This window comes from Pseudomonas sp. AB39(2026), assembly GCF_059831485.1.
Window position 1 is genome coordinate 2,284,737 of record NZ_CP195212.1, and the last position, 18,314, is coordinate 2,303,050.

The 18,314-nt window shown below is 60.7% G+C and carries 18 protein-coding genes; 9 read left to right on the plus strand and 9 right to left on the minus strand.

The window, feature by feature from the left end; translation table 11 throughout:
- Window positions 1-44 precede the first annotated feature (44 nt).
- The 7 genes from ACSAMW_RS10345 to ACSAMW_RS10375 all read left to right on the plus strand — a co-directional run bounded on the left by ACSAMW_RS10345 (window position 45) and on the right by ACSAMW_RS10375 (window position 8,911).
- The gene (locus ACSAMW_RS10345) at window positions 45-641 is read left to right on the plus strand and encodes a LysE/ArgO family amino acid transporter (RefSeq protein WP_500593845.1); all 597 of its coding nucleotides are present in this window, start codon (window positions 45-47) and stop codon (window positions 639-641) included.
- A gap of 168 nt (window positions 642-809) precedes the next feature.
- Window positions 810-1,406, plus strand: a complete 597-nt coding sequence (locus ACSAMW_RS10350) for a superoxide dismutase (protein ID WP_500593846.1) — start codon at window positions 810-812, stop codon at window positions 1,404-1,406.
- A gap of 277 nt (window positions 1,407-1,683) precedes the next feature.
- Complete coding sequence (locus tag ACSAMW_RS10355) at window positions 1,684-3,735, plus strand: putative bifunctional diguanylate cyclase/phosphodiesterase (protein WP_500593847.1); 2,052 nt, start codon at window positions 1,684-1,686, stop codon at window positions 3,733-3,735.
- Window positions 3,736-3,860: 125 nt separating this feature from the next.
- On the plus strand, window positions 3,861-5,195 hold the full coding sequence (locus ACSAMW_RS10360; protein ID WP_500593848.1) for an imelysin family protein: 1,335 nt from the start codon (window positions 3,861-3,863) through the stop codon (window positions 5,193-5,195).
- A gap of 82 nt (window positions 5,196-5,277) precedes the next feature.
- Window positions 5,278-6,714 carry a di-heme oxidoreductase family protein gene (locus tag ACSAMW_RS10365; protein ID WP_500593849.1) on the plus strand — a complete coding sequence of 479 codons (1,437 nt, stop codon included), beginning with the start codon at window positions 5,278-5,280 and terminating at the stop codon, window positions 6,712-6,714.
- A gap of 30 nt (window positions 6,715-6,744) precedes the next feature.
- Window positions 6,745-7,806 (plus strand): imelysin family protein, encoded by a 1,062-nt coding sequence (locus ACSAMW_RS10370; RefSeq protein WP_500593850.1) that lies wholly within the window; start codon window positions 6,745-6,747, stop codon window positions 7,804-7,806.
- A gap of 1 nt (window position 7,807) precedes the next feature.
- Complete coding sequence (locus ACSAMW_RS10375) at window positions 7,808-8,911, plus strand: DUF1513 domain-containing protein (protein WP_500593851.1); 1,104 nt, start codon at window positions 7,808-7,810, stop codon at window positions 8,909-8,911.
- 227 nt (window positions 8,912-9,138) lie between these two features.
- Here ACSAMW_RS10375 and ACSAMW_RS10380 read toward each other — a convergent pair whose 3' ends face one another.
- From ACSAMW_RS10380 to ACSAMW_RS10400, 5 genes are all read right to left on the minus strand, one after another.
- Window positions 9,139-9,372, minus strand: coding sequence for a hypothetical protein (locus ACSAMW_RS10380; protein WP_500593852.1), 234 nt, complete (start codon window positions 9,370-9,372; stop codon window positions 9,139-9,141).
- Window positions 9,369-10,091, minus strand: coding sequence for a lipopolysaccharide kinase InaA family protein (locus ACSAMW_RS10385; RefSeq protein WP_500593853.1), 723 nt, complete (start codon window positions 10,089-10,091; stop codon window positions 9,369-9,371). The genes ACSAMW_RS10380 and ACSAMW_RS10385 overlap by 4 nt, the downstream gene beginning before the upstream one ends.
- 5 nt (window positions 10,092-10,096) lie before the next feature.
- Window positions 10,097-10,777: a class I SAM-dependent methyltransferase gene (locus ACSAMW_RS10390; protein WP_500593854.1), complete on the minus strand. Its 681-nt coding sequence runs from the start codon at window positions 10,775-10,777 to the stop codon at window positions 10,097-10,099.
- A 144-nt stretch (window positions 10,778-10,921) separates the two neighbouring features.
- Window positions 10,922-12,214 carry a sensor histidine kinase gene (locus ACSAMW_RS10395; protein ID WP_500593855.1) on the minus strand — a complete coding sequence of 431 codons (1,293 nt, stop codon included), beginning with the start codon at window positions 12,212-12,214 and terminating at the stop codon, window positions 10,922-10,924.
- On the minus strand, window positions 12,204-12,887 hold the full coding sequence (locus ACSAMW_RS10400; RefSeq protein ID WP_168083892.1) for a response regulator transcription factor: 684 nt from the start codon (window positions 12,885-12,887) through the stop codon (window positions 12,204-12,206). Before ACSAMW_RS10400 ends, ACSAMW_RS10395 begins: the two co-directional genes overlap by 11 nt.
- 178 nt (window positions 12,888-13,065) lie before the next feature.
- On the opposite strand from ACSAMW_RS10400, the gene ACSAMW_RS10405 reads away from it, so the two are divergent.
- Complete coding sequence (locus tag ACSAMW_RS10405; RefSeq protein WP_500593856.1) at window positions 13,066-13,791, plus strand: phosphatase PAP2 family protein; 726 nt, start codon at window positions 13,066-13,068, stop codon at window positions 13,789-13,791.
- A 205-nt stretch (window positions 13,792-13,996) separates the two neighbouring features.
- On the opposite strand, the gene groL is transcribed toward ACSAMW_RS10405, so the two are convergent.
- The 4 genes from groL to ACSAMW_RS10425 all read right to left on the minus strand — a co-directional run bounded on the left by groL (window position 13,997) and on the right by ACSAMW_RS10425 (window position 17,867).
- On the minus strand, window positions 13,997-15,646 hold the full coding sequence (gene groL, locus ACSAMW_RS10410; protein WP_500593857.1) for a chaperonin GroEL: 1,650 nt from the start codon (window positions 15,644-15,646) through the stop codon (window positions 13,997-13,999).
- Between the two features lie 48 nt (window positions 15,647-15,694).
- Window positions 15,695-15,988 (minus strand): co-chaperone GroES, encoded by a 294-nt coding sequence (locus ACSAMW_RS10415; protein WP_028696642.1) that lies wholly within the window; start codon window positions 15,986-15,988, stop codon window positions 15,695-15,697.
- A gap of 259 nt (window positions 15,989-16,247) precedes the next feature.
- Window positions 16,248-16,706 carry an FxsA family protein gene (locus ACSAMW_RS10420; protein ID WP_500593858.1) on the minus strand — a complete coding sequence of 153 codons (459 nt, stop codon included), beginning with the start codon at window positions 16,704-16,706 and terminating at the stop codon, window positions 16,248-16,250.
- 150 nt (window positions 16,707-16,856) lie between these two features.
- Window positions 16,857-17,867 carry a DUF481 domain-containing protein gene (locus ACSAMW_RS10425; protein ID WP_500593859.1) on the minus strand — a complete coding sequence of 337 codons (1,011 nt, stop codon included), beginning with the start codon at window positions 17,865-17,867 and terminating at the stop codon, window positions 16,857-16,859.
- Window positions 17,868-17,942: 75 nt separating this feature from the next.
- Between ACSAMW_RS10425 and ACSAMW_RS10430 the strand changes: the two genes are divergently transcribed.
- Window positions 17,943-18,314, plus strand: coding sequence for an MGMT family protein (locus ACSAMW_RS10430; protein ID WP_500593860.1), 372 nt, complete (start codon window positions 17,943-17,945; stop codon window positions 18,312-18,314).

The window sequence follows — 18,314 nt, forward strand, 5'->3', positions numbered from 1 at the left end:
GCTCATGGGCCCGCAGACTGTCACCTATTCAAGGGAGACAGACCATGCTGCAGAGTTACCTCAACGGGCTGATCATCGCGATCGGCCTGATCATTGCCATCGGCGCACAGAATGCTTTTGTGTTGGCTCAAAGCCTCAGGCGTGAACACCACCTGCCTGTGGCAGCCCTGTGTGTGCTGTGTGATGTGCTGCTGGTGAGCGCAGGGGTATTCGGCCTGGCCACCGTACTTGCCCAAAGCCCTACTCTGCTGGCCATTGCCCGCTGGGGCGGCGCGGCGTTCCTGTTGTGGTATGGCTACTGCGCCCTGCGCCGTGCCTGTTCACGGCAGGCCCTGGCGGCTGCCAACCAGGCACCCCGCTCGCGCCAGGCCGTGCTGCTCAGCGCACTGGCCGTTACCCTGCTCAACCCCCATGTGTACGTGGATACGGTGTTGCTGATCGGCAGTGTCGGCGCGCGCCAGGCCGTACCGGAGGCCTATGTAGCAGGGGCCGCCAGCGCATCGGTGGTGTGGTTTTTCACCCTGGCACTGGGCGCTGCCTGGTTGGCGCCCTGGCTGGCGCGCCCGGCCACATGGCGGGTGCTGGACCTGTGTGTCGCCCTGATGATGTTCGCAGTGGCGGTGCAGTTGATCCGCGGTTAGGCCGTTGCGCCTGGCCTGCGCGCAGTGTCTAGCGCCTGACATTGGCGCGTGGTGATGCCCTGCCACGGGTGCTATGATCCTCGGCCTGTGCCCGCCCTGCGGGTGCAGCCACGGCCGCCCGTGATCGGCCTTGCGCATAATGCAACAGCCTGACTAGGAGAGTTTCACATGGCTTTTGAACTGCCGCCGCTGCCCTATCCACACGATGCCCTGCAGCCGCACATTTCCAAGGAAACCCTGGAATTCCACCACGACAAGCACCACAACACCTACGTCGTGAACCTGAACAACCTGGTTCCAGGCACCGAATTCGAAGGCAAAACCCTCGAAGAGATCGTCAAGTCCTCCTCCGGTGGCATCTTCAACAACGCCGCCCAGGTCTGGAACCACACCTTCTATTGGAACTGCCTGTCGCCCAACGGCGGCGGTGAGCCTTCGGGCAAGCTGGCCGAGGCCATCACCGAGGCCTTCGGCTCGTTCGAAAAATTCAAGGAAGAGTTCAGCAAAACGTCCATCGGCACCTTCGGTTCCGGCTGGGGCTGGCTGGTGAAAAAACCTGATGGTTCCCTGGCCCTTGCCAGCACCATTGGCGCTGGCAACCCTATTACCAGCGGCGATACCCCTCTGCTGACTTGTGATGTGTGGGAGCACGCCTATTACATCGACTACCGCAACGTTCGCCCTAAATACGTTGAGGCGTTCTGGAACGTGGTGAACTGGGACTTCGTAGCCCAGCAGTTCGAAGGCAGCACCTTCAAAGCGTAACGCTTTGCACAGCTGCATCACCCGCGAACCCACCAGGTTCGCGGGTTTACCCCCCTCCTGGCGCTACCGCTTCAGCGCACTGCCTGTACCGTTGGGCAGGTTTTGGCCACTCCCCCTCAAGTTCCCTCGCTACGCTCCGATACAGAGGTGACGCACTTTTTTCGTCGGCTGCGTGGCACGCCGCGTCCTGAATCTGCTCGAACCCTTTGACGGTCAACCCTGGTTTTGCCAATACTCGGCCGACTAGTACCGCGCGCTCGGAACAAGGAATCTTCCTTTGAAGGTGGAACTCAAGCACAGCTTGTCGCTGAAACTGCTGAGGATCGTACTACTCTCGACGCTTATCGTAGGTGTGGCGCTCAGCTGTGGGCAAATTGTGCTGGATGGCTATAAAACCCGCCATACGATCGCCCGAGACGCCCAGCGCATCCTTGACATGTTCCAGGACCCTTCCACCCAGGCGGTCTACAGCTTGGACAAGGAAATGGCCATGCAGGTGATCGAAGGCCTGTTCCAGGACCCGGCCGTGCGTGCGGCTTCCATCGGTTACCCTGGTGAAGAGATGCTGGCCAGCCGCGAACGCCCGCTGACGGCTTCGCCCACCCGCTGGCTGACCGACCCGGCCTTGGGCCAGGAGCGTTCGTTCAGCATCCGGTTGGTGGGCCACCCGCCGTACAGTGAGTACTACGGCGACCTGAACATCACCCTCGATACCGTTACCTACGGGGACGAGTTCGTACGCAGCTCCGTGGTGCTGTTCGTGTCCGGAGTATTGCGCGCCATGCTGATGGGCCTGGTGCTGTACCTGATCTACCACTGGCTGCTGACCAAGCCACTGTCGCGCCTGCTGCAGCACCTGAGCGAAATCACGCCAGACCGGCCAGGCCAATACCAGTTGCCGGTACCGCCGGGCCACGAACACAACGAATTGGGGCTGTGGGTACGCACCTCGAACCAATTGTTGGCTTCGATCGAACGCAATACCACCCTGCGCCGCGAAGCCGAGGACAGCCTGCTGCGCATGTCCCAGTACGACTTTTTGACCGGCTTGCCCAACCGCCTTCAGCTTCAGCAGCAACTGGACCAGATCCTGATCGACGCTGCCCGCCTGCAACGACGTGTGGCCGTGATCTGTGTAGGCCTGGATGACTTCAAAGGGGTGAACGAGCAGTTCAGCTACCAGGCCGGGGATCAATTGCTACTGGCCACAGCAGACCGCCTGCGGGCCCACAGTGGGCGCCTGGGGGCACTGGCCCGGCTGGGTGGCGACCAATTCGCCCTGGTGCAGGCCAATATCGAAGAGCCCTACAAAGCAGCCGCCCTCGCCCAGCAGATTCTGGATGACCTGGCCGCGCCCTTTGCTCTGGACGGTCGGGAAATTCGCTTGCGTGCCACCATTGGCATCACCTTGTTCCCCGAAGATGGGGACAGCACTGAAAAGCTGCTGCAAAAGGCTGAGCAGACCATGACCCTGGCCAAGACCCGGTCGCGCAACCGTTACCAGTTCTACGTGGCCAGCGTGGACAGCGAAATGCGCCGCCGTCGTGAGCTGGAAAAGGCCTTGCGCGATGCAATGGCGGGTAACCAGCTGTTCCTGGTGTACCAACCGCAGATCAGCTACCGGGACCATCGCATTGTAGGGGTGGAAGCCTTGATACGCTGGCAGCATCCCGAATTCGGCTTCATTCCACCTGACCAGTTCATCCCCTTGGCCGAGCAGAACGGCACTATCGTGGGCATTGGCGAGTGGGTATTGGACCAGGCCTGCAAGCAACTGCGTGAGTGGCATGACCAAGGCTATACGCACCTGCGCATGGCCGTGAACTTGTCTACGGTGCAATTGCACCACAGCGAACTGCCTCGGGTAGTGAGCAATATTCTGCAAACCTACCGGCTGCCGCCGCGCAGCCTTGAGCTGGAAGTCACGGAAACCGGCCTGATGGAAGACATCAGTACCGCTGCCCAACATTTGCTGAGCCTGCGCCGCTCGGGCGCGCTGATTGCGATCGACGACTTTGGCACCGGCTATTCGTCGCTGGGCTACCTGCGCTCGTTGCCGCTAGACAAGATCAAGATCGACAAGAGCTTCGTGAAGGACCTGTTGGACGACGAAGACGACGCTACCATTGTGCGGGCGGTGATCCAGCTGGGCAAAAGCCTGGGCATGCAGGTGATCGCCGAAGGGGTGGAAACCGCTGAGCAGGAGGCCTACATCATTGCCGAGGGCTGCCATGAAGGCCAGGGCTACTATTATTCCCGTCCGTTGCCGGCCAGAGAATTGCTGGCCTTCCTCAAGCAAGCGGAACGCGCTAGCTCATTGCCACTGTGAACCTGCCGGGCCCATGAATTATTTTTCACCCGGCCCTTTACATCAAATGCAAATCCTTCGCATCATGTGGCCCGCTTCGTTCGGCGCCACGGGCGCCTATCGCCACTTTGACGCAGGAATTGCCCATGATCCGTACGCCCTTGGTTGCCAGTCTGCTGGCTGTCGCCATTTCGCTCGCCGGTTGCGGTGACAGCGACAAGGAAAAAGCCGCTGCCCAGAATTCCACGCCTGCTGCCACCAATGCCAGCGCTACGCCAGCGGCCGTTGCCTTGGACGAAACCGCGGCCAAGGCTGTGGTCGCCCACTACAGCGAGATGGTGTATGCGGTGTTCAGCGACGCCCTCACTACGGCAACCACCCTGCAGGGTGCAGTGGACGCCTTCCTGGCCAAGCCTGACGCCAGCACCCTGAAAGCAGCACGGGACGCCTGGCTGGCCGCTCGCCCGTCCTACCTGCAAAGTGAAGCCTTCCGCTTCGGCAATACCATCATCGACGACTGGGAGGGCCAAGTGAACGCCTGGCCTCTGGACGAAGGCCTGATCGATTACGTCGCTAAGGGCTACGAGCCGGCCTTGGGCAATCCGGGCGCCACCGCCAACATCATCGCCAACACCCAGATCCAAGTAGGCGAAGACAAGGTAGACGTAAAAGACATCACGCCGGAGAAACTGGCCAGCCTCAATGAACTGGGAGGTTCGGAGGCCAACGTCGCCACTGGCTACCACGCCATCGAGTTCCTGCTGTGGGGCCAGGACCTTAACGGTACAGGCCCCGGCGCCGGCAACCGCCCTGCCAGCGACTACCTCGAAGGCAAGGGCGCCACCGGTGGCCACAACGACCGCCGCCGTGCCTACCTCAAGGCGGCTACCGACCTGCTGGTCAGCGACCTCACTGAAATGGTGGGCAACTGGAAGCCCAACGTGGCAGACAATTACCGCGCCAGCTTGGAAGCCGAGCCGGTGGACGGTGGCCTGCGCAAAATGCTGTTCGGCATGGGCAGCCTGTCCTTGGGCGAACTGGCAGGCGAACGGTTGAAGGTGGCACTGGAAGCCAATTCACCTGAAGACGAACACGACTGCTTCAGCGACAACACCCACAATTCTGCCTTCTACAACGCCAAGGGCATTCGCAATGTGTACCTGGGCGAGTACGTGCGCACCGACGGCACACGCCTGACCGGGCCAAGCCTGTCGTCGCTGGTGGCCAAGATCGACCCCGCCACGGATGACGCCCTGAAGGCCGACCTGGCCGATACCGAAGCCAAGATGCAAGTGATCGTGGACCACGCCAACAAGGGTGAGCACTTCGACCAGTTGATCGCTGCAGGCAATACCACCGGCAACCAGATCGTACGGGACGCCATTGGTGCATTGGTCAAGCAGACCGGTGCGATCGAGCAGGCTTCGGGCAAGCTGGGCATCACCGACCTGAACCCGGACAACGCTGAACACGAGTTCTGATCGCACGCTTTCAAAAGCCCCTACTGGCGAGCCCTGCCCTGCAGTGGCTCGCTTTTGCATCTTTGCAGCACAGGTTGTTCCGATGTTTGCGATGCCGCTTCGTTTGCCACTGTTGCTGACGGTACTGTGTGCTGCACTGGCGGCGTGCGACCAGGCGCCCCGTTTCACCCAGCCCGAGCCAGGTGAGCGCCTGTCCGGAGGCACAGCGACCGTACAACGCACCGATGTGAACGCCTATGCCCTGCCCTCTGCCAACCTGAGCCCGGCCCGCCGGGTAGACTTCAGCGTGGGCAACAGCTTCTTTCGCAACCCTTGGGTGATCGCGCCCTCCACAACCACCGCCCGTGACGGCTTGGGGCCGCTGTTTAATACCAACGCCTGCCAGAACTGCCACATTCGCGATGGCCGGGGCCAGCCACCTGAGCCCGGTGCCACCAACGCCGTGTCCATGCTGGTACGGCTGTCTGTGCCCACGGTTGATCCTGGCCTGGACGTTGTACGCCAGCTTGGCTTTACACCGGAACCGGTATACGGCATGCAGCTACAGGACATGGCTATTCCAGGTGTAGCGCCTGAAGGTCGTGTGCGTGTGGACTATGACCCCGTGCCCGTCACCTTTGCAGATGGCTTTACGCTGGAGCTTCGCAAGCCTAGGTTGCGTATTGATCAATTGGGCTACGGCCCATTGGCCCCTGAGGTACGGATGTCGGCACGCATTGCCCCGCCGATGATCGGGCTGGGCCTGCTGGAGGCCATTCCGGAACAGGCCATTCTGGATACGGCAACCGCCCAGGCTGCCGCTGGCAACGGGGTAAAAGGGCGGCCCAACCGCGTGTTTGACGATGTTACCGGGCAGCAGGTTGTTGGCCGGTTCGGCTGGAAAGCGGCGCAGCCCACCGTGGACCAGCAAAATGCCCATGCCTTTGCAGGCGACCTGGGGGTCACCTCCTCGGTGCACCTGAACGACGACTGTACGCCAGCCCAAGCGGCCTGCCTGCAGGCCATCAATGGCAATCAAAGCGCCGAAGAACCTTTCGAGGTCAGTGACAATATTCGCCGCCTGGTGTTGTTCTACAGCCGCAACCTGGGTGTGCCAGCGCGCCGTGGCGAAGGTGAGCCGCAGGTGCTGCAGGGCAAGGCCCTGTTCTATCAAGCCGGCTGCCAAACCTGCCATGTGCCCCAGTACCGTACGCGGGCCGATGCCGCCGAACCCGAGCTGGCCAACCAAGTGATCCGCCCGTATACCGACCTGTTGCTGCATGACATGGGCCCCGGCCTGGCAGATGCCCATAGCGAGTTCGAAGCACGGGGGCAGGACTGGCGCACACCGCCACTGTGGGGCCTGGGCCTGTCGAGCACCGTGAACCCCCGTGGGCGCTTCCTGCACGATGGCCGTGCACGCTCCCCTCTTGAAGCGGTGCTATGGCACGGCGGCGAAGCTGCCGAGGCCAAGGCTCATGTACTGGGCTTTGATGCCAGCGAGCGCGCGGCATTGGTGGCCTTTCTCGAATCCCTATAACATTCCTACCCTTTTACCCTGGAGCCTTTCATGTTCCGTCCCAAGCTGTTGTTCACCAGCCTCGCCGCCCTGGCCCTTGGGGCCTGCGCCCCTCAGGACCCGCAGGCAGTGACCAGCGCCGCCCTGGCCAAACAAGTCATATTGCCTACTTACAGCCAATGGGTAGACGCCGACCGCCAGTTGGCCCAAAGCGCCCTGGCGTTCTGCCAGGGCACCGAAAGCCTGGACAAGGCCCGTGCAGACTTCCTCGCTGCCCAGAAAGCCTGGGCGGCCTTGCAGCCCCTATTGATCGGCCCACTGGCCGAAGGTAATCGCCCCTGGTCCGTGCAGTTCTGGCCGGACAAGAAAAACCTCGTAGGCCGCCAGGTCGAACAACTGGTGGCGGGCGGTGCGGTAGACGCGGCCTCCCTGGCCAAGGCCAGTGTGGTGGTTCAAGGGCTGTCCGCCTACGAATACATCCTGTTCGACAGTAAGCCGGAAGTGGCCGACAGCGCACGCAAGGCCAGCTACTGCCCGCTGTTAGTGGCCATTGGCGCCCATCAGAAAGCCTTGGCCGAGGACATACTCGAAGGCTGGAAGCGTAACGACGGCATGCTCTCGCAGCTGAGTACCTTCCCCAACCAACGCTATGCCGATGCTCACGAAGCCATTGCAGACCTGCTGCGTGCGCAGGTTACCGCGCTGGACAGCTTGAAGAAAAAACTCGGCGCCCCTATGGGTCGCCAGAGCAAAGGCGTGCCTCAGCCCTACCAGGCCGAAGCCTGGCGCAGCCAGGCTTCCCTGAAAAGCCTGCAAGCCAGCTTGAATGCGGCCCAAGCCGTGTGGAACGGGGTGGACGGCAAGGGCTTGCGCAACCTGCTACCTGGTGACCAGAAGCCCTTGGCACAGAAAATCGACGCTGCCTACGCGGTAGCTGGCAAGGCCTTGGCTGACAACACCAAAACCCTTACTGAACTGCTGGCCGACCCCGCCGGCCTGCAAACCCTCAACCACCTCTACGACAGCCTGAACACGGTTCACCGGCTGCACGAAGGCGAGTTGGCCCGGGCACTCAACATTCAACTGGGCTTCAATGCCAACGACGGTGACTGACATGTGGCCACGTTCGCTTTCGGCATTGGTTGGCCGACTCACCAACGCCTTGCAATTGGGAGGCTGGCGGTTGGCGGGCAACCGGGGCGCAACACCTCTGCTGCTGTCTGCACGTGATGACGCGCAAGGTGGTCACTACGCGGTAGGTTACCGTTTGGATGGGCGTGTGGCGTTCAGCACGCCGGTGTCCCAACGCTGCCATGCCATCATCGAGCACCCTTCACAGCCTTTGGCATTGTTCGTCGCAAGGCGGCCGGGCACTGAGTGCTACCTGCTTGATCTGCGTGACGGCCGACTCGTGCAAACCCTGCACGCTCGGCCAGGCAGGCACTTTTATGGCCATGCCGTGATTCACAGCAGCGGGGAGTGGCTGTACACCACCGAGAACGATACCACCGAGCCGGGCAAAGGCGTGGTGGGCCTGTACCGGTTCGCGGGTGAGCACCTAGCCTTTGCTGGCGAGCTGACGACACATGGGGTCGGCCCCCATGAACTGGCCTGGATGCCCGATGGCGAAACCCTGGTGGTTGCCAACGGCGGTATCCGAACTGAAGCTGAAAGCCGCGTGGACATGAACCTGGACGCCATGGCGCCCAGCCTTGTACTGATGCACCGAGACGGCACCCTGATCAGTAAGGAAACCCTGGCCCAGCCTATGAACAGCATCCGGCACTTGGCGATTGCCCATGACGGCACCGTGGCGGCATGCCAGCAATTCATGGGCAGTGCAGAGGATGTGGCGCCGTTGCTGGCGATCAAGCGGCCCGGGGAGGCGTTCATTCCATTCCCGGTAAGCGACGCTCAACTGCGCTCGATGGGCCACTACACCGCCAGTGTCGCCATCAACGATGAGCTGCGGCTGGTGGCGATTACTGCACCGCGCTCAAACCGCTTTTTCGTCTGGCACCTGGACACGGCTGAGGTAAAGGTAGATGCGCCCATGCCGGACTGCGCTGGTGTGGCCGCAGTGAAGGGGGGGTTTGTGGTGACATCCGGCCAAGGGCGCTGCCGCTATTACAGCGCCCACACAGGGCAATGGCTAGGTACGCCCATGGACCTGCCTTCGGCTTATTGGGACAACCACGTGCAGGTGGTTGGGCTGTAGACATTCAGCCCAGTGCCCCTGTGGGAGCTGGCGAAGCCTGCGAACTGGGGGAGGCGCTTCACGCCGCAGGTTCCCGGCCTCTGCATACTGTGGGAGCTGGCGAAGCCTGCGAATTGGGGGCGCTTCACGCCGCAGGTTCCCGGCCTCCGCCTTTGGCTACGACCGGTCCTACAAGCCCCCCGACGCATACTGTAGGAGCTGGCGAAGCCTGCGAACTGGGGAGCGCCTCACGCGCCGGAACGCAGGCCCTGGGTCAGCCCAAACATCAATAGGAGGGCATTGTGGCTTGGCTGTACCGCTGAAGCGGCTTCACCCTTCTGGGCTCGCGGTAACACGCAGAACCCCTGCCCGTCTTCAGCACGCAATACGCCGGGGCGTGGTTCGTCCCATGCCGCGAACGCTGCGGTCGCCACTGCCAGTGAGCCCAACAGAAACAAACTTCGTGCAAAGTGTAGGTTCATCGCTCTAACCCTTTGACAACGCTGCCAAACGCGTTCTCATAAAAGTAGACCAGCTTGGTCCAGTCTGCCTTGCTGAACGACGAATGGCGGCGCAATTGCTTCATGTCGTGCTGGGAAGCAGCGGCGGCAGTGAGGCGGCGCCTGCACTTTTCAAGGTCCAGCAATGCCACCTCAGCGCGAAGCCCACTGGCGCCTTCCACTACCCGCACAAATACGTGCTTGATGTACAAGCAACTGTGCTGCCAGCGCCCTTGGTGCATGCGGGCCAGGTTATCGGCCAGGTCCTTGAGCAACTGGTCGTGCACCGCCTCGCCGTAACGTTCGCGGCCGCCTTTTTCATACCACTGGGTAATCTCCTCGAACCCGTCCAGGGACTCGGTCACCAGCAAGGCTTTCCAGCCCAGCGCCGTGTCGCGTTGAGCATCGCAGAACAACAGCCTGGGAACGCGCACGTTCAGCTTACTCAAACCCTGCAAGGCATCTCGCTCGCGCAACACGGTGGGGCGGCCAAAAGGATGCAAAGGTGAGCGGTAAATGTGGCCCACCTGGCGCTTTACATAAATCAGGTGGTCATTGCCCAGGACTACACGCTGCACACCGCTTTCACCGCCCCGCCGCCGGTTGGGTTCTTCTACCCACTCGCCTTTGGTGCCCCAGTAGTGATCGAACCCGGAGGGCCCGCTGGGCTGGTTGAATTCGCTTGCCGGTTGTACTGCCATGCTACTCACTCCTTACGTAATACGTACACTCGCCACATGGCATACAGCGGCAAGAAATCTAAACGCTCCTGAAGCCTGAAACCTGCCTGAGCAAACTCGGCCTCGACCGTGGCAGCTGGCAACATGAACCGGTTCTGGTAGGCCGGCCCTTCTCCACGGCGAGCGCGACGATGCTCAGCCCGTTGCCGCTTCCAGGCCTTGAAGTTGCCGTCTACCCACAACGACAAAATGACCGAATCCCGGGTAACCCGATGAAACTCGCGCAGCATTGCCAACCGATGGCTGGACTCTCCGATGTGGTGCATCAACCGCATGGAGAAAATGCTGTCTACCGCGTTATCCGGCAAATCGATGTCAAAGGCTGACGTCTGCATAGGCCGAACACGTTCCACTACGTCTTTGGGTTGCATCCTGCAAGCCGTAGCAACCATGTTTGGCGAATTGTCCGCTCCGATGATCACCCGGTTTTGCTTTTCCGCCAGCATGGGCCAGAAGCGCCCCGCGCCACAGGGCAGGTCCAGAACCAGGTTGGGATCGCCAGCCAGTTGGAGTGCCTTACGTGCCAGTTGCACATCGCGCATGTGCGACAGGCGGCGCGACAAGCCGTTCTGGTGCTTTTGAAAATAACGCTGCGCGTGGGCTTCGTCGTATTTTTCGGAAAATTCAAGCTTGATGGGGCTGGTCATTGGAACCTCCTGAAACCTGTGCGCACCTTAGGCGCCAGGAGGTCATCGACCAGTCATCTAAACGTGAAAAAACCGTCATGGACGTTAACAGGCCGGACTTGCTGTTGCCAGATGTTTCAAGACGTCGCCGTCTGAAAATACGTTTCAGTGCACAGGGTGTACGGGAGGCGCCGGCACCAGCACCACATGAAACGCGCAACCCTGGGGTTCGTTCGCAGTCAGGGTGACAACCCAGCCTTGGTCATCGCAGATACGTTGCACCAGTGACAGGCCCAACCCAAGGCCTTCTCCACGCTTTTCATTACCGCGTACGAACGGCTGGAACATGGCTTCGCGCTTTTCTTCAGGAATACCGACCCCTGAATCCTCCACGCTGAAGCCTCCTTGATTCAAGCTCAGGCGAATGAAGCCTTGGTCGGTGTAGTGCAAGGCATTACGCAACAGGTTGCTCATGACGGTATGCAGGAAGGTGGCGTTGAAGTGCTCACCATCAGGTTCGCCCCGTTCATAAACCAAGCGTAAACCCTTCTGCGCGATGGGTTGCTGCCATTGGGCCACAAGGTCGTCGGCCACTTTACCTAGGGTGGTCTGGGCACCCATGGTTTCATTGCGCTGTGCACGGGCCAGCATCAGGAAGGTTTGAACCAGCTCGCGCATTTCTTCGCAGGCACGGGTAATACGCTCAACCTGGGCACGGGCGCGGGTGTCCAGGTTATCGTTGGCCAGCAAGAGTTCGCAGGACGTGGCCAGCACCATCAAGGGGGTTCGCAATTCGTGGCTCACGTCGCTAGTAAACAGCCGCTCGCGGGTGAGCGCCTGGCGCAGCCGCCCCAGGGTAGCGTCGAACGCAACAGCCAACTGCCCTACTTCATCCTCGGCGTAGTCTGGCGCCAGGGGTGGAGCAAGCCCCAGCAACTGGTCCCGGTGCCGTACTTGCCGGGCCAGACGAATCACCGGCGCCATCACACGGCGAGCCAGTACCCAGCCCAGGAAGCCGGCCAGCGCCAGGCTGAGTACGAAACCCACCAGAACCACGGCGAACAGAATGCGCTCGCGCTCCTCGAAATCGCTTTGGTCTTGAAGCAGCACATACCGCCGGCCATCCACGATCTCGACCATGGCGTGGTAGGACAGGTCTCCACGAAACACCTCATGAAACCCTGCCGAAAGGTGCCGAAGGTCCTTGGGGAGGGCGAAGTCCCCTTGGCCATCGCTGAAATAGAACAGCTGGTCCGGCTCTGGCCGGTGGCTCCAGTCGTCCATGGTGTCCATCAGCAGCAGGCGCTGAAGGTCCCCTCCAAGGCCCGAAGAGATCAGCTTTTCTTCCACCAGGTGCACCGTAGCCACGATACCGACCGCGAAAGCGCCAGCCACCAATGCGCTCATCAAGGCAAAGGCGATGATGATCCGTTGGGCAAGGCTTTGCTTAAACTCCATCACGCCCCTCGGTGAGGCGGTAGCCCACACCGTGGACGGTATGCAGCAGCGGCTTGGCGAAGGGTTTGTCGATCACTTGTCGCAGCTGATGCACATGGCTGCGCAGGCTATCGCTGTCTGGGCAATCGTCCCCCCACAGGGCTTCTTCCAGCACCTCACGCCGTAGCACATGCGGGCTTTTCTGCATCAGCACCGCCAGCAGCTTCAACCCTACAGGGTTGAGCTTGAGCAACTTGCCCTCGCGGGTCACTTCCAGGGTGTCCAGGTCGTATTGCAGCTCACCCACTTGCAAGGTTCGCCGGCCGCCGCCTTGAGCACGCCGCATCACGGCTTCGATCCGCGCGGCCAATTCCGACAGGGCAAAGGGCTTGACCAGATAGTCGTCTGCCCCATGCCGGAAGCCTTGGAGACGATCATCCAGTTGGTCCCGCGCCGTAAGCATGATCACGGGCGTATCACGGCGGGCGTCTTCGCGCAGCCGCTTGCACAGGGTAAAGCCGTCGATACCGGGCAGCATCACGTCTAGCACGATCAGGTCGTAATGCTCGGTGGCTGCCAAGTGCAGCCCCGACAGGCCGTCCTGGGCACAATCGACCGTATAGCCTTTGAGGCCAAGGTAATCGGCCAGGTTGGCAAGAATGTCGCGGTTGTCTTCCACCACGAGAATGCGCATGGGTGTTTCCTCTGTGAACGCTGCACGGCCTGAAGCGGGGGGCAGCTTACCCCCTGTTTGCTGCCTTCGGCCAGCGTAAACGTCACTCCGAAATTTTCACACCGGCTTGACGCCACTGCCACGCATGCACGGACACAGTATGGCGCCATCCGGCCCTTGCCCAGTATTTGGAGGCACCATGGTGTTGCATCGTTCCCGCCCGCTCAACTGGCCACTTGCATTGGGTATTCCAGCGCTGTTAGTGGTGGGCCTGCTGCTGCTCGAATTCACCAACCTGGACATGTGGATGGCGCGCATGGCCTATGACAGCCGTGCACGCCAGTTCCTTGGCCGGCACAGTGCGTTCCTGGAAAACGTATTGCACGACCGGGCCAAGCAGGCCGTGATTGCCATTGCACTGCTCGCATTGCTGGCATTTGCAGGGGCGTTTGTTGTGCGGCAGCTCAAGCCATGGCGTAGGGAGCTGGGCTGTGTGGTGCTGTCGATGGCCCTCTCGACCAGTTTTGTCACACCGCTCAAAGCCCTTACGGCTGTGCAGTGCCCTTGGAGCCTGACGCAGTTCGGGGGCAGCGAAACCTACAGCAAGGTGTTCGACACCCGGCCGGAAACCGACAGCCCTGGGCGCTGCTGGCCGGGGGGCCATGCCGCCACAGGCTTTACGCTGTTTGCACTCTATTTCGCCTTGCGTGACCGCCGGCCACGGCTGGCGCGCTATGCCTTCGGTGTAGCGTTGGGGCTGGGGGTGATTTTTTCTGTAGGTCGCATGCTCCAGGGCGCGCATTTCTTTTCCCACAATGTGTGGACGGCCGTGTTCTGCTGGTGGATCTGCCTCGGGGCCTATTGCGCGGTGTTGTACCGTCGGCCGGTGGCTGCCCTTGGCGGGGCGGTTGAAGCGGTGGGGTAAAGACGGTGAAGCCACCGCCGGTTAGGGTGGCCTGATTAAGCCTATTCGCCCGCTGTCGCAGGCTCCTACATGATGGACGATGTAGTGCGTAAGGAGAAAAGCATCCCCGTAGAAACGACAAACCCCTGCACGTAGGCAGGGGTTTGTGTTGACGCTGGCCCTGCCGTTTTACCGGCAGGGCCTTATGGCGCAAGGTGAGGCTGGCTTACATCATGCCGCCCATGCCACCCATACCGCCCATGCCACCCATGTCTGGCATGCCGCCAGCTGCCTTGTCTTCCGGCAGGTCAGCGATCATGGCTTCGGTGGTGATCATCAGCGAAGCGATGGAAGCGGCTGCTTGCAGCGCGGAACGGGTAACCTTGGCTGGGTCCAGGATACCCATTTCGATCATGTCGCCGTACTCGCCGGTCGCTGCGTTGTAACCGTAGTTGCCGGTACCCTGCTTGACCTTGTCTACCACGACGCTTGGCTCGTCGCCAGCGTTGGCCACGATCTGGCGCAGTGGTGATTCAACAGCGCGGCGCAGCAGTGCAATACCCACGTTCTGGTCTTCGTTGTCGCCTTTGAGGTCAACGATGGCCTGCAGGGCACGTACCAGGGCAACACCACCGCCAGGTACCACGCCTTCTTCAACGGCTGCACGGGTCGCGTGCAGGGCGTCTTCAACGCGGGCCTTCTTCTCTTTCATTTCAACTTCGGTACCAGCGCCAACCTTGATCACTGCAACGCCGCCAGACAGCTTGGCCAGGCGCTCTTGCAGTTTTTCGCGGTCGTAGTCGGACGAGGTGTCGGCAACCTGGGCACGGATCTGGGAAACGCGGCTCAGGATGTCTTCCTTGGAACCTGCACCATCGACAACAGTGGTGTTTTCCTTGGTCATGGTCACGCGCTTGGCGGTGCCCAGGTGCTCCAGGGTAGTGGTTTCCAGGGTCAGGCCGATTTCTTCGGAAATCACGGTACCACCGGTCAGGATGGCGATGTCCTGCAGCATGGCCTTGCGGCGGTCGCCGAAGCCAGGCGCCTTGACGGCTGCCACTTTGACGATGCCGCGCATGTTGTTCACCACCAGGGTGGCCAGCGCTTCGCCTTCAACGTCCTCGGAAACGATCACCAGCGGGCGGCCCGACTTGGCAACGGCTTCCAACACTGGCAGCAGTTCACGGATGTTGGAGATCTTCTTGTCAACCAGCAGCAGCAGCGGGTTGTCCAGCTCGGCCACCATGGTGTCCGGCTTGTTCACGAAGTAAGGGGACAGGTAGCCACGGTCGAACTGCATGCCTTCTACAACAGACAGTTCGTTTTCCAGGCCCGAGCCTTCTTCAACAGTGATCACGCCTTCGTTGCCGACTTTTTCCATGGCTTCGGCAATGATGTCGCCGATGGCACGGTCGGAGTTGGCAGAGATGGTACCTACCTGAGCAATGGCCTTGTTGTCGGCGCAAGGCTTGGACAGGTTCTTCAGCTCGGCAACAATGGCGATGGTCGCCTTGTCGATGCCGCGCTTGAGGTCCATTGGGTTCATGCCGGCTGCGACAGACTTCAGGCCTTCGCTAACGATGGCCTGGGCCAGCACGGTAGCGGTGGTGGTGCCGTCGCCTGCTTCGTCGTTAGCCTTGGAGGCTACGTCTTTCAGCAGTTGGGCGCCCATGTTCTCAAAGGCGTCCTTGAGTTCGATTTCCTTGGCAACGGAAACGCCGTCCTTGGTGATGGTCGGTGCGCCGAAGCTCTTGGACAGTACAACGTTGCGGCCTTTCGGGCCCAGGGTCGCTTTGACAGCGTCCGCCAGAACGTTAACGCCAACCAGCATTTTCTTGCGAGCGGAGTCGCCGAATTTTACGTCTTTAGCAGCCATGATAGTTTCCTATGAACAGAAGGGATGACGGGAGGCCAGTGCGAGCACTCAGCCTTCGACGACGGCGAGGATTTCGTTCTCGCTCATGACCAGCAGGTCTTCGCCATCAACCTTGACAGTGTTGCTACCCGAGTAAGGACCGAATACGACCTTGTCGCCAACCTTGACCGCCAGGGCACGTACTTCACCGCTGTCCAGAACGCGGCCGGTGCCAACTGCAACGATTTCACCACGGTTTGGCTTCTCGGCAGCCGAACCCGGCAGAACGATGCCGCCCGCGGTCTTGGACTCTTCTTCGCTGCGGCGAATGACGACGCGGTCATGCAGAGGACGAAGCTTCATTGTCGATCTCTCCTAATTATGGTTGTTCATCGGCCAGGTTCACCCGGCCCATTGATGCAGTCCGGCTATCGCCGGTCGCGTTGCGCGATACGCCCAACGCAGATTATTGACCGGCATTCGCGCCGGAACCTTGCGGTGACCCATACATGAGGCCGTGCACCTGGATTGCAAGGCCGGCCTTGAAAATTTTTTGCCTTTTCCATGGCCCATAACGCACTACGCCCCCGAAAATGGAGGCGTAGTGCGTTATGGCGGTGGGTCAGGAATCGCGGTGTTCGTACTCACCTTCAATAACATTCGGCTGCCGGGCACTATGTGGCGGTGCGCCGGGCCCTGCATCCGTGAACGAACGCTGGCGCATCACATGCGCCTGGGTGCGGTCTTTAAGCTTGCCCGCCATCACTCCACGAGTAATGGGCAATAGGAAGAACAGACCAACAACGTCGCTGATAAACCCTGGAATAATCAACAGCAGGCCACCCACGGCGACCATTGCGCCGTTAAGCATGTCCTGAGCCGGCAGCTCGCCGCTTTGCAGGCTGGCCCGCGTTCGCAGGGCGGTAGCAAGGCCGGCGACACGAAGTACCAGCACCCCTATTGCAGAACCGGCGATAATCAGCAGCAAGGCCGGGAAGAAGCCTATGGCCTGCCCCACCTTGAAGAAAACGTAAAGCTCCAGTACAGGAAACAGGAGCAGCAACACCAGAAACGCACGCATCGAACTATCCTCGGCGAAAGTCACCTGCATATGTGACGACGATACGCCTCATTTCAAGCCAACGCTTGTGACATTACTTTCAACAAGCCTTGAAAGCCTCGCCAGTGCTGGGCTGGCGCAGGTGTTTCCAGGTATTGCGCGGGTGATGTATTACCAGGTTACGCCGAAGCCAGCGGTGTAACGGCTGCTGTCCAGGTTGTTGCCATTGGTCGTACCGGTGACCACATCCTTCTCATACTTGAGGTTGAGCGAGGCCCATTCGGTCACTTTGTAGCGCAGGCCTGCTTCGGCATCGAGGCTGTAGTCTGCAACGTTGCTCAAAGGGCGCCCCAGTTCGCCTGTGGTGAAGAACTCGACGGTTTTACCAATGAGGTAGCGGTTGTAATCCCACTTCACAGCCACCGAGTAGAAGTTCTCTTTCGAGTCATCGGCAAACAGGTAGTCGGTGCGGTTGACCAGGCTGCCCAAGGAGAACGCACCCAGCTCGTTGTCCCAGAACTGATAGCCTGGGCCAGTACCCACGGTGCGCTGGCGACGGATGTCTTCAATGTTGTCGTGCTTGTAGTTCAGGCGGCCCTGCCAGTACCACTGGTCCGTAAGGAAGCGGTCCAGGGAGTACTCCATGCCCCAGTTGTCTGTACCCGTCGTGCCGTCTTCCACTTCGCGGTTGTACTCGCCATCGGCGATATGGCGCCACTGGCCGTGACGGGCCGTAGTCTTGAAGCCAATGTTGTAGTCGTCGGTATTGGTGTCAGCGCGCTTGAAGTCCATGGCGGCATCGATGTTGCCCTTCCAGTTCAGGTCTTGCACCAGAGGCTTGGGCTTCATCAGCTGGTGAATGCTGGCCAGCTCCACGGTCTGGGGCGCGTCACCACTGGAGAGCACGACCTTGCCTTCGTCTGAGGGCTTGAGCGAATTGATTACTTCGTCATCGTTCGCGTCCTGGCGTACCAGCAGCGGCTGGTCGCTTTCCAGGGTCTTGACCTGTTTCATGTCCACCGGGATAGACCCACCGTAAGCGGTATCGACCATCAGCTTGCCGCCATCGAATACCTTGATGGTGCCGGTGATACGGTCGCCGTTTTTCAACCAGACAGTGTCGGCGAAGGCGGAAGACATGGTGCAGGTGACAGCCACACACAGCAGGGTTCTGGTGAACATAGGCGACTACGGACTCGGTTTCGTGGAAGATCAACGTTATCTTGCGACAACACAGGGCTCAGGACTGACCTGATTATGCCAAATGAGTTCCGCTTCGCTGACTGTAATAATGTAACGGATCCGTTACCTGATCCGCGCAAGCTTGCGTTATATACGGTGCTCTCTGCTGTTCCGCCGGGGCACGTGGTGACATACGGCCAGTTGGGCGAGCTGGCAGGCCTTGGCCGTGCGGCGCGGTGGGTAGGCCGCCAGCTGAGCCAATTGCCGCCTGGCTCTACCCTGCCCTGGCATCGCGTAGTAGCCGCCGGGGGCCGCCTGAGCCTGCCAGTGGGTAGCCCAAGCGGAGATGAACAGCGTGCCCGCCTGCGGGACGAAGGCATGACAATTAACGGGAATCGTGTGGATATCCTGAGCCATGGCTGGCGCCCAGGCGAGCACAGCGGTTAG

Excerpts from the sequence above, each read along its gene's own strand:
- ACSAMW_RS10345 (WP_500593845.1), top strand. The coding sequence starts at position 45 with ATGCTGCAGAGTTACCTCAACGGGCTGATCATCGCGATCGGCCTGATC.
- ACSAMW_RS10350 (WP_500593846.1), top strand. The coding sequence starts at position 810 with ATGGCTTTTGAACTGCCGCCGCTGCCCTATCCACACGATGCCCTGCAG.
- ACSAMW_RS10360 (WP_500593848.1), top strand. The coding sequence starts at position 3,861 with ATGATCCGTACGCCCTTGGTTGCCAGTCTGCTGGCTGTCGCCATTTCG.
- ACSAMW_RS10365 (WP_500593849.1), top strand. The coding sequence starts at position 5,278 with ATGTTTGCGATGCCGCTTCGTTTGCCACTGTTGCTGACGGTACTGTGT.
- ACSAMW_RS10370 (WP_500593850.1), top strand. The coding sequence starts at position 6,745 with ATGTTCCGTCCCAAGCTGTTGTTCACCAGCCTCGCCGCCCTGGCCCTT.
- ACSAMW_RS10375 (WP_500593851.1), top strand. The coding sequence starts at position 7,808 with ATGTGGCCACGTTCGCTTTCGGCATTGGTTGGCCGACTCACCAACGCC.
- ACSAMW_RS10380 (WP_500593852.1), bottom strand. The coding sequence starts at position 9,372 with ATGAACCTACACTTTGCACGAAGTTTGTTTCTGTTGGGCTCACTGGCA.
- ACSAMW_RS10385 (WP_500593853.1), bottom strand. The coding sequence starts at position 10,091 with ATGGCAGTACAACCGGCAAGCGAATTCAACCAGCCCAGCGGGCCCTCC.
- ACSAMW_RS10390 (WP_500593854.1), bottom strand. The coding sequence starts at position 10,777 with ATGACCAGCCCCATCAAGCTTGAATTTTCCGAAAAATACGACGAAGCC.
- ACSAMW_RS10395 (WP_500593855.1), bottom strand. The coding sequence starts at position 12,214 with ATGGAGTTTAAGCAAAGCCTTGCCCAACGGATCATCATCGCCTTTGCC.
- ACSAMW_RS10400 (WP_168083892.1), bottom strand. The coding sequence starts at position 12,887 with ATGCGCATTCTCGTGGTGGAAGACAACCGCGACATTCTTGCCAACCTG.
- ACSAMW_RS10405 (WP_500593856.1), top strand. The coding sequence starts at position 13,066 with ATGGTGTTGCATCGTTCCCGCCCGCTCAACTGGCCACTTGCATTGGGT.
- groL (WP_500593857.1), bottom strand. The coding sequence starts at position 15,646 with ATGGCTGCTAAAGACGTAAAATTCGGCGACTCCGCTCGCAAGAAAATG.
- ACSAMW_RS10415 (WP_028696642.1), bottom strand. The coding sequence starts at position 15,988 with ATGAAGCTTCGTCCTCTGCATGACCGCGTCGTCATTCGCCGCAGCGAA.
- ACSAMW_RS10420 (WP_500593858.1), bottom strand. The coding sequence starts at position 16,706 with ATGCGTGCGTTTCTGGTGTTGCTGCTCCTGTTTCCTGTACTGGAGCTT.
- ACSAMW_RS10425 (WP_500593859.1), bottom strand. The coding sequence starts at position 17,867 with ATGTTCACCAGAACCCTGCTGTGTGTGGCTGTCACCTGCACCATGTCT.
- ACSAMW_RS10430 (WP_500593860.1), top strand. The coding sequence starts at position 17,943 with ATGCCAAATGAGTTCCGCTTCGCTGACTGTAATAATGTAACGGATCCG.